The 14,933-nt window shown below is 67.4% G+C and carries 16 protein-coding genes and 2 pseudogenes; 7 read left to right on the top strand and 11 right to left on the bottom strand.

The genetic code is table 11. The features are described from left to right. Nucleotides 1-17 precede the first annotated feature (17 nt). Complete coding sequence (locus QM714_RS07150) at nucleotides 18-746, bottom strand: SDR family NAD(P)-dependent oxidoreductase (protein ID WP_415098968.1); 729 nt, start codon at nucleotides 744-746, stop codon at nucleotides 18-20. Between the two features lie 137 nt (nucleotides 747-883). On the opposite strand from QM714_RS07150, the gene QM714_RS07145 reads away from it, so the two are divergent. From QM714_RS07145 to QM714_RS07135, 3 genes and pseudogenes are all read left to right on the top strand, one after another. After that, a complete protein-coding gene (locus QM714_RS07145; RefSeq protein WP_415098966.1) occupies nucleotides 884-2,077 on the top strand; it encodes an acyl-CoA dehydrogenase family protein in 1,194 nt (397 codons plus the stop codon). A gap of 110 nt (nucleotides 2,078-2,187) precedes the next feature. Then, nucleotides 2,188-2,535: pseudogene (locus QM714_RS07140) on the top strand (AMP-binding protein); the annotation flags it as partial. 58 nt (nucleotides 2,536-2,593) lie between these two features. Continuing rightward, nucleotides 2,594-3,724, top strand: coding sequence for a class I adenylate-forming enzyme family protein (locus tag QM714_RS07135; RefSeq protein WP_415098964.1), 1,131 nt, complete (start codon nucleotides 2,594-2,596; stop codon nucleotides 3,722-3,724). Between the two features lie 74 nt (nucleotides 3,725-3,798). Here QM714_RS07135 and QM714_RS07130 read toward each other — a convergent pair whose 3' ends face one another. Genes QM714_RS07130 through QM714_RS07115 form a run of 4 tightly spaced genes read right to left on the bottom strand, consistent with a single transcriptional unit; the run spans nucleotide 3,799 to nucleotide 6,670 of the window. Further along, on the bottom strand, nucleotides 3,799-4,752 hold the full coding sequence (locus QM714_RS07130) for an alpha/beta fold hydrolase (protein WP_415098962.1): 954 nt from the start codon (nucleotides 4,750-4,752) through the stop codon (nucleotides 3,799-3,801). A gap of 17 nt (nucleotides 4,753-4,769) precedes the next feature. Further along, complete coding sequence (locus QM714_RS07125) at nucleotides 4,770-5,297, bottom strand: GNAT family N-acetyltransferase (RefSeq protein ID WP_415098960.1); 528 nt, start codon at nucleotides 5,295-5,297, stop codon at nucleotides 4,770-4,772. Between the two features lies 1 nt (nucleotide 5,298). Further along, nucleotides 5,299-6,384, bottom strand: coding sequence for an alpha/beta fold hydrolase (locus tag QM714_RS07120; RefSeq protein WP_415098958.1), 1,086 nt, complete (start codon nucleotides 6,382-6,384; stop codon nucleotides 5,299-5,301). Continuing rightward, the gene (locus QM714_RS07115) at nucleotides 6,365-6,670 is read right to left on the bottom strand and encodes a hypothetical protein (protein WP_415098956.1); all 306 of its coding nucleotides are present in this window, start codon (nucleotides 6,668-6,670) and stop codon (nucleotides 6,365-6,367) included. The genes QM714_RS07120 and QM714_RS07115 overlap by 20 nt, the downstream gene beginning before the upstream one ends. 64 nt (nucleotides 6,671-6,734) lie before the next feature. Here QM714_RS07115 and QM714_RS07110 point away from each other — a divergent pair. The 3 genes and pseudogenes from QM714_RS07110 to QM714_RS07100 form a co-directional block, all read left to right on the top strand. Next, nucleotides 6,735-7,430 (top strand): annotated as a pseudogene (locus QM714_RS07110) (acyl-CoA dehydrogenase family protein); the annotation flags it as partial. Between the two features lie 106 nt (nucleotides 7,431-7,536). Further along, a complete protein-coding gene (locus QM714_RS07105; RefSeq protein ID WP_415098954.1) occupies nucleotides 7,537-7,932 on the top strand; it encodes an acyl-CoA dehydrogenase family protein in 396 nt (131 codons plus the stop codon). Nucleotides 7,933-7,990: 58 nt separating this feature from the next. Next, on the top strand, nucleotides 7,991-8,647 hold the full coding sequence (locus tag QM714_RS07100; RefSeq protein WP_415098952.1) for a TetR/AcrR family transcriptional regulator: 657 nt from the start codon (nucleotides 7,991-7,993) through the stop codon (nucleotides 8,645-8,647). Nucleotides 8,648-8,654: 7 nt separating this feature from the next. On the opposite strand, the gene QM714_RS07095 is transcribed toward QM714_RS07100, so the two are convergent. From QM714_RS07095 to QM714_RS07085, 3 genes are read right to left on the bottom strand one after another with little or no spacing between them, the layout of a single operon-like run. Further along, entirely contained in the window at nucleotides 8,655-9,560 is a 906-nt protein-coding gene (locus QM714_RS07095) for an LLM class flavin-dependent oxidoreductase (RefSeq protein WP_415098950.1), read from the bottom strand. A 4-nt stretch (nucleotides 9,561-9,564) separates the two neighbouring features. Further along, nucleotides 9,565-10,353, bottom strand: coding sequence for a hypothetical protein (locus tag QM714_RS07090; protein ID WP_415098948.1), 789 nt, complete (start codon nucleotides 10,351-10,353; stop codon nucleotides 9,565-9,567). Next, nucleotides 10,343-11,272: a CoA transferase subunit A gene (locus QM714_RS07085; RefSeq protein ID WP_415098946.1), complete on the bottom strand. Its 930-nt coding sequence runs from the start codon at nucleotides 11,270-11,272 to the stop codon at nucleotides 10,343-10,345. Before QM714_RS07085 ends, QM714_RS07090 begins: the two co-directional genes overlap by 11 nt. A 134-nt stretch (nucleotides 11,273-11,406) precedes the next feature. Here QM714_RS07085 and QM714_RS07080 point away from each other — a divergent pair, with 134 nt between their 5' ends. Further along, nucleotides 11,407-12,432, top strand: coding sequence for an NAD(P)H-dependent flavin oxidoreductase (locus tag QM714_RS07080; RefSeq protein WP_415098944.1), 1,026 nt, complete (start codon nucleotides 11,407-11,409; stop codon nucleotides 12,430-12,432). Nucleotides 12,433-12,543: 111 nt separating this feature from the next. On the opposite strand, the gene QM714_RS07075 is transcribed toward QM714_RS07080, so the two are convergent. Genes QM714_RS07075 through QM714_RS07065 form a run of 3 tightly spaced genes read right to left on the bottom strand, consistent with a single transcriptional unit; the run spans nucleotide 12,544 to nucleotide 14,932 of the window. Further along, on the bottom strand, nucleotides 12,544-13,320 hold the full coding sequence (locus QM714_RS07075) for a TIGR03084 family metal-binding protein (protein ID WP_415098942.1): 777 nt from the start codon (nucleotides 13,318-13,320) through the stop codon (nucleotides 12,544-12,546). Then, nucleotides 13,317-13,793 (bottom strand): acyl-CoA thioesterase, encoded by a 477-nt coding sequence (locus QM714_RS07070; protein ID WP_415098940.1) that lies wholly within the window; start codon nucleotides 13,791-13,793, stop codon nucleotides 13,317-13,319. The genes QM714_RS07075 and QM714_RS07070 overlap by 4 nt, the downstream gene beginning before the upstream one ends. Continuing rightward, nucleotides 13,790-14,932, bottom strand: a complete 1,143-nt coding sequence (locus QM714_RS07065; RefSeq protein ID WP_415098938.1) for an acyl-CoA dehydrogenase family protein — start codon at nucleotides 14,930-14,932, stop codon at nucleotides 13,790-13,792. The genes QM714_RS07070 and QM714_RS07065 overlap by 4 nt, the downstream gene beginning before the upstream one ends. Nucleotide 14,933: the final 1 nt, after the last annotated feature.

Genomic DNA, 14,933 nt, shown 5'->3' with positions numbered 1-14,933 from the left:
TCGAAAAGTGAGTCCGGTCACCAGTTGAGTCCGCCAGCCCGTTGGAAGGTCACCTCGGGGATCACGCAGGCGGGGGAGAGGCGCAGCAGGGCGCGGACGATCTCGGCGAGGTCGCTCGGCTGGATCATCTGGTCGCGCGGGATGTTGTCGATGTGATCGGTCATCGGCGTGGCGACGTAGCCGGGAGCAAGGGAGCAGGACCTGATGCCGTCCTGGCTGACCTCGGTGTTCATCGCGCGCGTGAGCGTCGCCAGGGCGGCCTTGGTGGCGCCGTAGACGGCCAGCCCCGGCTTGGGGTCGTGCGCGGAGACCGACGAGGTGTTGACGACCAGGGCATTGCCCCTGTCCGCGGCCGCGGCCCGCAAGGCCGGGAGCGCGGCACGGTAGAACGACATCACCGAGCGCAGATTGACCGAGATCTGGAGTTCGATCCGATTGTCCGGCATCTCTTCCAGCGGCACCTCGGTGGCGAGACCGGCGTTGTTCACCAGCACGTCAAGGCGGCCGTACTGCTCCAGATGGGCATCGACGAGTCGCTTCTCGATACCTTCCTCGCCGCCGATCCGGCCGCTGGCCGCCTGGACGTCGTAGCCCTTGTCGCGTAGGCCGGCCACGGCGTCGTCGAGCTTCTCGACTCGGCGCGCGGTGAGGGTCACTCCATGACCCTCCTCGGCGAGCATCTCGGCGATGGCGAGGCCGATCCCACTCGATGCGCCGGTCACTAGGGCTGCCTTTTGTGTGGTCATGTCACCAGTCCTCGAGGTTGTCGGAGTGGAGGGAGTCCCCGAGTGGAAATTAATTGATATTGACATCGATGTCAATATTCCCTATCGTTGATGCCACCCGCAGGCGCGGCTGCCTCGATCACAGGAAGTGACCTCCGATGAACTCTCGTTCGACCTTCCACGATCCCGCTGACGATGTGCCCTGGGCACTGGCCGAGGAGCACCGTCAGTGGCAGGCCGTCGTGCGAACCTTCGCCGACGAGGTCGTGGCCCCCGGTGCCACCGAGCGCTCGATCAACGAGGAGTTCGCACTCGACCTGCAGCGTCAGGTCGGTGAGCTCGGTGTCTTCGGGCTCCGGGTCGCCGAGGAGTACGGCGGTAGCGCCAGCGACGTCACCAGCGTCTGCGTGGCCGCCGAGCAGTTGGCCCGGGTCGACGGGTCCTTTGCCGGCGGCGTCCACGCCCAGTACATGACCTGCACCCTGCTCGACGCGTTCGCCACCGAGGAGCAGAAGCGCGAGATCCTGGTGCCTGCCGTCAACGGTGAGAAGTTGGTGGCCTTCGGTCTGACGGAGCCGCAAGGTGGCTCGGATGCCGGCAACCTCAAGACCTACGCGCGCCGCGACGGCGACGACTGGGTGGTCAACGGCGCCAAGATGTTCATCACCAACGCCGGCACGCCGATCTCCAGCCATGTGCTGACCATCGTCGCCACGGGCGAGGGCCGTCCAGGGCGGCCCTCGGCGAGCATGTTCTTGATCCCGCTGGACGCTCCCGGGGTCACGGTGTCCGGCCACTTCCACAAGCTCGGCTGGCGATCCAGCGACACCCGGGCCATCTCCTTCGACGACGTCCGGGTCCCGTCCTCGGCGATGGTGGGTGACGAGGGGCGCGGCTATGCCCAGGCGCTCAACACCCTGACCTGGGCGCGGTTGCCGATCGGCGCGATGTCGACCGGTCTTGCGCAGGGGTGCCTGGAGGAGACCGTGCGGTTCGTCCAGGAACGCGAGTCGTTCGGGAGGACCCTCGCCGAACACCAGGCGGTGGCCTTCGACGTTGCGGACATCGCCGCCGAGGTGGCGGTCGCCCGCACGTTGACCTACGACGGCTGTTTCAAGTTCGACCGGGGTCTGCCGGGCGCCGAGCAGGCGTGTGCCGTGGTCAAGTTGGTCGCCGGCGAGTTGGTCAACAAGGTCGGCTACCAGGCGACCCAGCTGCACGGCGGCTACGGCTTCATGGACGAGTCGCCGGTGACCCGTCACTACCGCGACGCCCGGGTGCTGGCCATCGGTGAGGGCACCTCGCACGTCCAGCGGATGCTCATCGCCCGCGGTCTCGGGCTGCCCGCTTGAGTCTTCCCGGCCTCAACACACTGAAGGGAGAGATCGTGGCCATCCAACCGGATCTCGACGGAGTCGATCCACTCACCCTCAATCTGGTCCGCCGGGTCTGTGTCGGCGACATGGCGACGCGCACCGCCCGCCACTTCCGCGACCGGACCGCGATTATCGACGGTGAGCTCGAGCTGACCTACCGTGAGTTGGAGGAGCGGTCGAACAGCCTGGGCCAGTCGCTGCTCGACCTCGGTGTCGAGCGCGGTGATGCGGTCGCCCTGATGCTGCCCAACTGCTGGCAGTTCCTGGCCTGCCTGTTCGGGTCCTCCCGCATCGGGGCCGCCATCCTTCCGCTCAACCTGGGCCTGTCGCCCGAAGACTTGGCCTACCAGTTCGGTCACGCCAAACCCCGGGTCGTGATCACCGAGTCGACCTACCTGCCGCTTCTGGTGGCCGCGTTCGCGGAGAGTTGCAGCCCCGAGCGGTTGATCGTGATCGACAGAGATGGCGACACCAGCGCCACGGAGCTTCCCGGTGTCCTCCTTCGACGATCTGGTGGAGAAGCCGGTGCCGTTGGTCGAGACGTTCGTCGACGACCGCGACATCGCGCAGATCCTCTACACCTCGGGCACGACCTCGCGACCAAAGGCAGTCATGGCCAGCCATATCGCGGTGGAGATCTCGGCGCTGAGCACGGCCGTGCAGTTCGGTCACGTGCGAGGCGACGACTACTCGGTGTTCCCGATCGTGCTGCCGCTCTTTCACGTCACCGCGCTCAACTCACTGACGCTACCGGTGCTCTTCACGGGCGGCACCGTCGTGCTGCATCGCGGCTTCGACGCCGATGCCCTGTTGCGTGACCTCGCGACTCGCCGGGTGACGCACATGCTGCTGCTGCCGATCATGTGGGGGGCCTTCGCCGAGCGGGCCGGCCACCAGAGTGTGCCTGGCGGCGAGAACGTGCGGATGGCGATCTACGCGATGGCGCCGATGAACGAGCAGCGCCAGGCAGAGGTGCGCGCGGTGCTGCCTCACGCCGACATCGTGCTCGGCTCGGGTCAGACGGAGTTCACTCCGCCCAACACCATGCAGTGGCCCTCACACCAGGACGACAAGTACGCCTCTTGGGGCTCGCCGACCATGACCACCGACGTACGGATCATGGCACCCGACGGCAGCTTGCTGCCTCCGGGCGAGGACGGCGAGATCGTCTACCGCGGGCCGCAGGGGTTGCAGGGCTACGGCGGCGAGGGGAGTGGCCGGGCCAACTCCGAGCAGTTCGCGCACGGCTGGTTCCACAGTGGCGACGTCGGCTACCTCGATGACGACGGCGTGGTGTGGTTCACCGACCGGATCAAGGACATCGTGAAGACCGGCGGTGAGAACGTCTCGTCCGTCGAGGTCGAGCGCGCGATGTTGGGACATCCCGAGGTGGCCGACTGTGCCGTGATCGGGCAGCCGGACGACCGGTGGGGCGAGCGGATCGTCGCGGTGGTCCTTCCGGCGCCCGGGAGCACGCCCACGCCGGACAACCTGCGCGCCTACGCGAAGGAGCACCTCGCGGGCTACAAGGTGCCCAAGGAGTTCGTCGTCGTCGACCAGCTGCCCAAGACCAGCACCGGCAAGACCCGCAAGGACCTACTGCGGAAGAACGTCACCGCTTAGGGCCTCGATCCGTGGAGGGCGCCGCCGTCGCGGCCCCTCCACGGATCCAGGCGGTCCGAGTAGCCGTCCTCGCGTCAGGAAGGGCTGCCGGGCGGGCTGAGGCGATGCCGCAGGACCGCATTGATCGGCCCCCAGGGGAGCGGGCGCATGCCCCGCTCGGCAATCGCGGCCTCGGCCATCTCCTCGTCGACCCTTGTCGCCTCCTGCCACGTGGTCGACTCGGCGAGCGTGGGCGCGAGGAGGAACTCGCGGATCGGGTCGTGGACGACGCCGTTGTCGTCGAAGAGCAGCAGGTGCCCCTCGCCGGGGGCAACGAACAGCCGGGCCTTTCGCAGCCGGGACGCGATCAGCATGCTGTTGGCCAAGGGCACTAGCGGGTCGTCGTCGCCGGAGACGACGAGGGTCGGCGTCGCCACCCGGTCCAGCCACGGCAGGCTCGACCAGGCCGTCAGGGCCCCGATCTGGTGGTAGTAGGGCAACGGGTGCGGTCGCTTGGCCCTCCGCTCGGCTCCGTGTCGGCGGCGGAAGTCCTCGTCCCAGCGGGCTTGACCGCCCGCCAGGTCGCCGATGGAGCGCTCGTAGTAGCGACGCGAGTAGTAGCGGATCGGGTTGCAGATGTGCGCCACGCTCTTGAAGTCGCCGACGAGTGCGCCTCGCCCGAGCGTGGTCGCGACGAGCACGAGCCGGTGCACCCGATCCGGGTGCCGCCCGGCGAGTTCCTGGGCGACAGCGCCGCCGAAGGAGTAACCCAGCACATCGACCCGGTCGAGCCCGAGCTGGTCGAGCAAGAGCGTGATCCGATCGGCCAGCATGGGGATCGACGGCGGCGGCCACACTCTCGGGGAGTCTCCGATCCCGGGTGCGTCGAACGAGATCAGGCGCATGCCCGGAAGGCGACGCTCCACGGGCGCCCACATCGCGGTATGCGCGCCGAGCCCATTGATGAGCAACAGGGGAGGGCCCGACCCCACGTCGCGCACATGCAAGGTCAGGCCACCGACCCGCATCGGTCCTTCCGTCGCGTTCACGCGGATCTCCTCTGCGGTCACTGGGCAGCTGCCTGGCCGAGGGTGCTGAAGGACGACAGGTTGTCATCGATGCTGTGGGCGAGGACGACGATGTCGAGGAACTCGCCGTCGTCGGCGCGCACCTGATTGAGGTGCAGCGCCTCCGGGGTGAACCCCAGCTCGCGGAAGAGGTTGATGGTGCCGTCCTGGGTGGCGCCGACCTCTACGGTGAGCTTGCGGCAGCCGGATCGCACCGCGGTCAAGATCGCCTGTTGCGCCAGTTTGCGGCCGACTCCGCCGCGGCGGCGCCGGGAGTCCACGACCACCCGCAGCTCGACGACGTGATCGCTGCGCCCGAGTCCGGGAGTCAGCGACGCTACGCCCGTGATGGTGTCGTCCTCGTCGACGTAGATCAGTCGGGTGACGCGACCAGCGGTCAACCAGGCATCGATCACCGCATCGTCGGTCAGATCCTCCTTGAGAAACGCCGCGTCCTGTGCGGGGACGGCATGGAAAAACGCTCGCAGCGCCTCGCGGTCGCTGGACTCGACTTCTCGGATGGTCACCTCAGTCTTCCTTCCGGTCGCTGTGCTCGTGAAGCCAGCCCACGAGCTTCGGGAGCGTCACTTTGTGCGCGGCGCGTCCGACCAAGAGGCCGATATGGCCGGCGTCGAGCTCGTGCATCTCGACATCGGAGGACCCGACCAGGTCGCCGATGGGCCGGGCGACATCGGGCGGGACGATCTCGTCCTGCAAGGTCAAGATTCCAAGCACGGGGCATCGGATCGAGGAGAGGTCCGCAGCGCGACCGGCCAGTCGCAAGGTGCCGTTCATGAACGCATTGCCACGCAGCCAGGTCGTCACCACCTGACGCGCGACGCCTCCGGGCATCGGCACATGGTCGGCGGTCCACCGCGTGATGGCCTGGTGGCCCTCCACGTAGGCATCGTTCCAGAGGTTCTCGAGGAGGTTGGCGTACTGGGTTGCCGCGGCGGTGGGCTTGCGGATGCGGAAGAACGAGTCGACCAGATCGGGCGGGATGCAGCCGGTCTGCGGATCGATGAAGGACTCGAAGTCCACGTCAGGGTCCCGCAGTGCGTTCACATGGGACGGCAGCTGGGTGAAGTCGAGCGGCGCCGCCATGGTGACCAGGTTGCGGATCGGCAGGTCCGGCATGCCGGCCATCCCCTGGAGCGCCATCGCGCCGCCCATGCAGTAGCCCACCAGGGAGACGTCAGAGGTGGACGACGTGCGCAGCACTGCCCGGACCGCCCGCGCGAAGTAGCGACACAGATAGGTCTCGAGGGTGTTGTCGGCATCTGCCGCAGTGGCGATGCCCCAGTCCAAGACGTAGACGTCGAACCCATGGTCGCGCAGCGCGCGGACGAGGCTGGCCTTCTCGTGCAGATCGAAGATGTAGCTACGAGAGACCAGTCCGATCATCATCAGCGCCGGTGGCTGGATCGTCACCTGGTCGCTGCGGTAGCGCCACAGCGTTGCCGTGCCTTGCTGCCAGATCAGGTCGCGAGGGGTGGGCGCCGGAGGGGTCCAGTCGGTGCCGGCGAGATACTTGATCCCGTTCTTGGCTCGGGCCGCATTGCGCTCGACCTCGCGGCGCAGCCGGCTGAGCGGGTCAGTCAGCGTCGATGCCACGAGACTGCATCTCCTGGTCGTCCAGCCGCTGCTCGACCTCTTCGACATTGCGCTGCAGGCGGGTGATCTGGGCGGACAGCATGCGGATGTCGCGCTCGGACGGGAGCGCTGCCATGTGCACGATGCCGCTGCGAAGATCCCCGACCCGGCGCATACAGAACAGCCACGTCCTGCTGACGGCCATGATGTGGTAAGACGAGTCAGCGGCGCCGACCATGCGCTCCAGGGGGCGCCCGACGAGTCGCTCTACGCGATCGAACGCGGCCCGGGCGGGGTGGGTGCTCATCTGATCTCCTTGTGCGCGGGTGCTACCGAGATGGTATATTGACATTGACGTCAATATCAAGACTATGTGCAGAGGAGAGCAGAACATGACCGCTCTCAAGCCCGACTTCGACCGGCGACGTTCCGACTACGTCTTCACCGACGAGCACCAGGCCCTGCGCGAGTCGATGCGCTCGTGGGTCGACGCCGAGCTGGCGCCACACGCCGACGAGTGGGAAGAGACCCGCTTCCCCGACAGCGTGTTTCGTCGCGCGGGCGAGCTCGGCTTCCTCGGGCTGTGCTACCCCGAGGAGTACGGCGGCCAGGGCGGTGACTACTTCTGCTCCCTGGTGCGGACCGAGACACTGACCCATGCACTCTCCGGCGGCATGAGCTTGGGCCTGCTCGTGCACACCGACATGGTGACACCCCCGATCCTGGAGTTCGGCACCGAGGACCTCAAGCAGCGCTACCTGGCGCCAGCGATCGCGGGCACCAAGATCGCTTGCATCGGGATCTCCGAGCCCGGTGCAGGCTCGGACGTCGCCAACATCGCCACCCGCGCGATCCGCGACGGCGATCACTATGTCGTCAACGGATCCAAGACCTTCATCACCAATGGTGCTCGTGCCGACTTCATGCTCCTGGTGGCCAAGACCGACCCGAGCCAGAAGCACGGCGGAATCTCCCTGTTCCTGCTCGACATGGACAGCCCTGGCGTCACCGTGACCCGCACCCTGGACAAGATGGGCATGCACGCTTCGGACACCGCGGAGATCCGCTTCGAGGACGTGCAGGTGCCTGTCGAGAATCTGCTCGGCGAGGAGGGCAAGGGCTTCTACCAGATCTCCTGGGAAGCTCCAGGGCGAGCGCCTGGCCGGAGCGGCATTGGCCTACTCGCAAGCCGAGCGGGCGTTCGAGCTCACCGTGGAGTATGCCAAGCAGCGGGAGGCGTTCGGTCAGAAGATCGGCAACTTCCAGGCGATCCGGCACAAGTTCGCTGCGATGGCCACCAAGCTTGAGGCGGCCAAACAGTTGACCTACAGCACGGCCTGGCGGTTCCAGCAGGGCGACTATGCGGTGCGGGAGGCGACCATGGCGAAGCTGTTCGCTACCCAGATCGCTTGCGAGGTCGCCGACGAGTGCATCCAGATCCACGGCGGCTACGGCTACACCCGTGAGTTCAAGGTCGAGCGTGCCTATCGCGACCTGCGGCTGCATCGGATCGGTGCCGGCACTGACGAGATCATGCTCGAGGTGATCGGACGGAGCTACGGTTTCTGATCACGCCCGCTCGCGCGTCGATACCGGCAGAGCGGCGGTGTCTGGGATCATGCGGTCCATGAGCGAGGAGTCGGTCGCGCAGCGGGGGAGCAGGTCGGGCGGCAAAGAACCGGTGCGTGCGAAGGGATGGCGCACCCGCGAGCGGATCCTCACCGCGGCCATTCGGGTCTTCGAGCGGGATGGGTACGCCGCCACGCGGGTGGCCGACATTGCCAAGGAGGCCGGTGTCGCCCACGGCAGTTTCTATACCTACTTCGACTCCAAGGACCACGTGTTCCGGGAGGCGGCCGGCGCGGTCATCGACGAGATCCACGCGGGGCTCGACGACATGGCCGGCAGCATGGAAACGCGTGAACTCTTGCGCTCGCGCAACCAGATGTTCCTGGATATGTACGAGGCACACGCGGCGATGCTGGCTCTGATCGAGCAGCTGGCCACCACCGACGACCACTTCCGCGAGATGCGTCTGGACCTGCGACACCGGTTGACTCGGCGTGTCGAGACAGCGGTGAACAACATGACCGCGCGCGGTGACACCCGACTGGACGGCCTCGATGCGCATGTGCTCTCCTACGCCCTTGCGGGCATGGTGGAGAACATCGCCTACAACACCTTTGTGTTGAAGGAGCCCTTGGATCGCGAGGTGATGGTCGACACCCTCGACGAGATCTGGCTGCGTGCGCTAGGCATCAAGAACCCCGACGGCGCCAGTTAGCACGTACTTAGCGATCTTCTCCCCGCACTCGGCGCTGCAGAGCGGGGCGGATCACCTCGGCCCAGCGGTCGAGCTGGTCGTGCTGATCCCAGGCGGCCGGACGAAGCACGAAGTGCTCCACGCCCGCGTCGGCGTACTCGAGTAGCTGCTCGAGGCACTCCTCAGCGGTTCCGGCGACCGAGTAGCGCATCAGCGGCTCGGACGGCATGTTGTAGAAGGAGCCGAGGAAGTCGCTCGCCTTCCGGTGGGCCTCATCGCTGTCGTCGCCAGTTCGTAGGTAGATGTTCAACGCCACCGGCACCGGCTGCCCCGCCATCTCGGCCAGCGTCGTCACCTCTTGGGCGATCCGCTGAGGGCTCACCCAGGCGCCGAGCCAGCCGGCCCCGAGCCGGATGATCCTCCGTCGCGCGGGGTTCGAGCGTCCGCCGACCAGCAGGGTCGGGGGAGTGCTGCCGCGCGGCTCGGGGCGAGGACCGCCGTGCTCTGCCCGCCACTGGGTGAGCAGGACGTCGAGCGCCTCGTCGAGAAGCGCCCCTCGACGCTCGTGCGGCACCCCCGCGAACTCGAACTCGGGTGGGTATTCGCCACCGGCGCCGACCCCGAGGGCCAAGCGTCCGTCGACCACGGCGTTGAGCGAGGTGAAGAACTTTGCGGCGATCCCGGGCTGGCGCAAACCCAGCAGGTAGATCGAGGTGCCGAGGGTGACGGTCCTCGTCGTGGCCGCGAACGCCCCCAGGAGGACGGTCGCATCGATGATCGGCATATGGAACAGCACATGGTCGCCGAGCCAGACAGAGTCGAAGCCGCGCTCCTCGACCAGGGCCGGCAGCTCCATGACCCGGTCGATCTCCTCCTTGCTCTCGCGGGGGAAGAAGTTGTTGACCGCGAAACCGCAGCCCGGCACCAGTGCCATCACCTCACCAACTCCCGAGCGTGATCTGGTTCAGTCGGCCCTCCGGATCGATCTGGCCGCGGATGAGGTCGAGCTGCTCCGACGTGGGCGCTGGTGTCTCGCTGAAGCCCTCGGCCACGTCGAACTCGAAGCCGGTGTGCTGGCGGACGTCGTCGACGCTGTAGCCCGGCATCACGTGCTGGAGTTGGGCGTAGCCGTCCGGGTTGAAGGTGAACACCGCCTGCGGAGTGACGATCCGCTCGCCGCCCTTGGAGTGCGGTCGGGCGTAGGTGTCGCGCAGCTCACCGTGGCCGGTGGCGCACACGTAGTCGACCTTCTCGCAGAGGACCCTGGAGTTGTGGTCGTGCAGGTAGATCATGATCCGACTGAAGTGGGCGGCGAAGGCCAGGCCGACGGTGCCCGGACCACGCAGGGCGAGGTTGTCGTAGGGCCCGATGCCGACCATGTTGGCGGCCCCGCGTCGGTCCACCTGGATGCCGCCGAACAGGCCCACGTTGGGCTTGCGGCGCCAGCCGCCGAACTCGTAGTCGACGATGTCCTCGATGTCGAAGATCGCCTCGGCTCGGTAGTGGGTGTTGTAGGAAGACGAGGACTCGACCAGCGTGCAACTGGAGTTGATCGCGCCGCCGCCGCCGCTCATCCACCACAGGTTGGGGGCGTGTTGGGCGCGGGCCAGCAGGAAGGCGGCCATCGGGATCTCGGAGTAGGCGCCGCAGGCGCCCCACTCGTCGTCGCGCAGGTAGCGGGAGAGCTCGACCGCCATGAACTCGGCGGGGGTTGCGTCAGTTGCCATGATTGGACATTCCCTCCAGGAGGCTGATCAGCTGGCGTGCGCCGACCTTGTCGAGATAGTCGTCGTTGGTCGGGCGCTGGCGGATCCACTCGTCGAGGTAGGCCTCGGCGCCGAGCGCCTTGTAGATCTCGATGTGGTCCTCGTCGGTGCGGTAGCGGCCGTGCGAGGACGTGGGGTGGGCGCCGTACGGCGCGTGCACCACGCTGTCGACGAAGAAGCCGGGGATCGTGGTGAGCTTCGGGTTCCGCTGGGTCTCCTCGAGCGGGATGATCTCCTCCGCCGTGACGATCACGTGCGTCGAGGAGCGGGCGATCAGGGAGTCGCCCACCACCGACCCCTCGATCTGGACGTTGCCGTACACATCGGCCTTCTGCACGTGGATGAGACCGAAGTCGGCCTGCAACGGGCGGCAGACGACGACCTCACGTCCGGTGAACGGGTCGGTGACGGTGCGGTAGTCGTCGGGGTTGAGTCGGGTGACGTCGACCGCCTCGTGGCCGAACGGGAAGGGCATGAAGGGCAGCGTCGCGGCGCCGGCCTTCATGCCGTAGACCTGGAACGGCTCGTCGGAGTCGCGGATCTCGATGGTGCGCTCCTGGCCCGCCTTGCGGAACGCGGGCGCTAGCCCGTGGTGCTCGAGGCCGACGTAGCAGGCGTAGACGGTCTTGACCAGGTTGGCCGCGATGAGCAACTCGGCGGGCATGCCCGCCGACACATTGGGAATCAACGTCAGCTCGCGCGGCCCTTGGCGGATGATCTCGCGGATCAGGGCCATCGGCCCGTTGTGCGCGTGGATGCCGCCCAGCGCGAGCGTGGTGCCGTCGCCGATGAGGGCGGCGGCATCCTCTATCGACGTCAACTTCGAGGTGCGCGTGGGTCGGCCGGGACCGGTCGACTGCGCTTCGGCTGAGGCTGTCATCAGTGCTCCTGTGGTCGGGGTGTGACCCGAACAATAAATTGACGTTGATGTCGGTGTCAATAATGGGTAATGTGTCTCGACGTCGACCGCTTCGGCCCACGCACACCGAACCCCACCGAACGAGGAGAGCTCCCATGCAGTACCTCAAGACGAAGATCACTGACATGCTCGGCATCGAGCACCCGATCGTCCAAGACGGCATGGGGCCGTTCAACACGGTCAAGCTGGCCGCGGCGGTCTCTAACGCCGGCGGCATGGGCACGGTGAGCATGCCCACCATGTCCGGGGACCCGGACTGGGCCAGGAAGACCCTGCGCGAGCACATCAAGACGGTCGCCGGGATGACCGACAAGCCATTTGCGGTCAATGTCGGCGTCGGCATCGACAAGACCACCAAGCAGATGGTGCCGGTGTGCGCGGCGATGATCGAGACCGTGATCGAAGCCGCCAACGACAAGTCCATCGGCGGCACGCTCACGGCGCTGACCACCAGTGGTGGCTTCCCGGGACCGTTCGTCGACGACATCAAGGCATCCCCGTTGGTGCACATCCAGAAGGTCGGCGCGACCCGCCAGGCGCTCAAGGCACAGGAGGCCGGTGCAGACGCGCTGTTCGCCTCCGGCTACGAGATGGGCGGCCACACGCACATGAAGCCGGTGCACACCTTCGTGCTCGGCCCCAACGTCACCGAGGCTGTGAACATCCCGGTGATGATCTCCGGCGGGGTCAAGGACGCCCGCGGTCTGGTCGCGGCGCTGGCAATGGGGGCCGAGGGCGTGGGCATGGGCACCCGCTTCATCGCCGCCGACGCCAACGATTGGTGCGAGGAGTACAAGCAGCGCATCGTCGAGTCCAAGGAGGGCGACGACACCCTGGTCCCGATGTGGTTCAGCGTCGCCCGTGCGCTCAAGGGGCCCGGCATCGACAAGTTGATGGCGCTGGTCGACGAGGGCAAGATGAGCGGCGAGGAGCTGGGCGAGTACAAGACGGCCGCGCTCACCGCCGCCCAGCGCGACGCCGACTTCGAGACCGGCATCGTCGCCTGCGGCCAGGTTGCCACCGGCATCCACGACATCGTCAACGTCGCCGAGTTCGTGCCGGCCATGGCCAAGGAAGCGGCCGAGATCATCCAGAAGCAGAACGCCTTCGTGGCGTCCTGACGCGAGCCGTCGACGCTAGTGCGACACGGGGCGCCTTGGCACGAACCGATCGTTCGCGCCAAGGCGCCTCGTCATGTGAGTTGGCGGCTAGCGATTCCCCCATGCGCAGTGTCAGCCGTCGTTGCGGCCGTGCCCGAAGGTGGTCGCCGGGGGCGCGAAGATCTGGGCGAACTCGAGCCAGTGCCGAGCCTCGCCGGTCGCGACCAGGTCGGTCTCGGCGGCGCCGCGGCGTTGGGTGACGACCAGGCAGAAGTCCAGCGCGGTGCCGGTGACGGTGTCGCCGCCCGGCTCGCCCCAGGCCCAGACCTCGCCATCGGGCCCGGTGAGCTCGATCCGGAACTCCGCGTCCGGGACCGGGTGGCCGTGCAGCTGGTAGGCGAAGTCGCGGGTGCGGACACCGAGGAACGCGATGTCCCGCAGCCGCTGGGTCGGGCGACGCTGCACGCCCAGTGCGTCGGCGACGTCCTGCCCGTGCGCCCAGGTCTCCATCAGCCTGGCGGTAGCCATCGAGCGCACACCCATCGATGGCCCGAACCAACGGATCCGGGTTTCCGGATCGATCTGGTCGAGTAGGTCGGCGAGGAGTCGGCGCCCCGAACGCCAGGCTTGCACCAGTTCGTCCGGGCTGCGGCTGCTCCACCTTTCGGCTTCGCTGCTCGCCAGTCCGAACGGGTTGCTGGCCGCCGCGGCCAGCACCGAGTCGAACCCGTCCTCGTCACGGATTGCCAGGACGGCGACGTCGTCGGTCCAGGCCAAGTGGCCGATCTGGTGGGCGATCGACCACCCTGCAGCAGGGGTCGGCCGCTGCCAGTCCCCGGCCGGAAGGTCGGCCACCAGCCGATCCAGGTCCTCGCCCTCGGTGACCAGCGCGGCGGTGGTCTCGCTCACGACGAAACGCTCTCCTCGAGGCGACCACGCTCGAGGATCGTCCGGACGTCGTCGGGGAACGGTTGTGCCGACAGCTTGCGATCGCGGTTGGCCACGAACACGTGGGTCGTGGTGCTCTTGACGGCAAGGGTGTGATCACGGACGCGGTAGCCGAGCATGATCACCTGGAAGGACGTGGTGCCGATCTGGTCGGTGTAGAGCCCGAGGTCGACCTCGTCGTCGAGCCACAGGGGGGAGAGGTACTCCGCCTGGGTAACGACCACGGGGTAGGTGCTGCTGCCGTCCTCCAGCCCGTCGAGGATGCCGTGCCCCACCTCGGCGAGCCAGTTGCTGAACAGGGTCGAGTGCCACCGTTGCACAGCACCGAAGAAGATGTGCCGCGAGGCGTCGGAGTCTTCCATCCCCACGCGGTGCCGGCGCACGAGGAGAGCGTGACCCGGGGGCTCCGGCTCGGCAGCATGCGGGCTGGTCATAGCAACTCCCTGGAGATGATCTCGCGCATGATCTCGGTGGTCCCGCCGCCGATGCCGTAGAGGCGGACGTCACGATAGATGCGCTCCACCTCCGACTCGCGCATGTAGCCCATCCCGCCGAAGAGCTGGACGGCCTGATAGGCGGCCCACTCTGCGGCCGCGACGGCGACGTTCTTGGCGGCGGCGGCCTGGGTGGCGACATCGTCGCCCTCAACCATGGCGAGCGCGCATTGGCGGACCAGCGCCTCGGCGGCCTCGAGGCGCTCCCACATCTGGGCAACTCGGTGGGCGACGACCTGACGGCTGGCCAGCGGGGCGCCGAAGGTGTCTCGCTGACGCACCCAGTCGATGGTGAGGTCGAGGGCGCGGCGGCCGAGCGCGCAGCACTGTTGCGCCAACAGCAGGCGCTCGGACTGGAACTGGACCATGAGCTGAGGGAAGCCACGGTGGACGGTGCCGATCAGGTTGTCCTGGGGCACCCGGACGTCGTCGAAGTGGAGCTCGGCGGTGTCCGAGCTGAGCCAGCCCATCTTCTCCAGCTTGCGGCCCAGGGTGAAGCCGGGGCGGTCGGTCTCCACCACGAAGAGTGAGATCGCGCCCTTGCCCTCGGGCGACGTCCGCGCGGCCACCGTGACGAAGTCTGCGCGGTGGCCGGAGGAGATGAAGGTCTTGGGGCCGGAGATCACCCACTCGTCTCCGTCGGCGACCCCGCGGGTGCGCAGGCTGCCGACATCGGAGCCGCCGGAGGGCTCGGTCACGGCGAGGGCGCAGACCTTCTCGCCAGCGAGCACCGGCCGCACGAACCGGTCGATCTGATCGGACGTCCCGTGCTTGATCACAGACGGAAGGGCGATGACATGGGGGGTGAGGGCGACCAGGGTTCCGGCCGGGGCCCCGGCACGAAGCATGGTGTCGTGGAAGATCAGTGTGTCGATCAGGTCGCCACCGCTCCCGCCGACCTCCTCCGGCACGCCGATGCCGAGCAGCCCGAGTGCCGCGGCCTTCTTGTGCAAGTCGAGAGGCACCATGCCAGTGCGCTCCCATTCGTCGGCAAAGGGGAGGATCTCCGACTTGGTGAAGTCGGCCGTGAGCTGGACGAGCGCCTTGCGCTCCTCGGTCTGCCAGGCGTTCACGGACATG

Origin of the sequence: Nocardioides sp., assembly GCF_047602075.1 — a bacterium.
Lineage (GTDB): Bacteria > Actinomycetota > Actinomycetes > Propionibacteriales > Nocardioidaceae > Nocardioides.
This window is presented reverse-complemented; position numbering and strand designations above follow the sequence as displayed.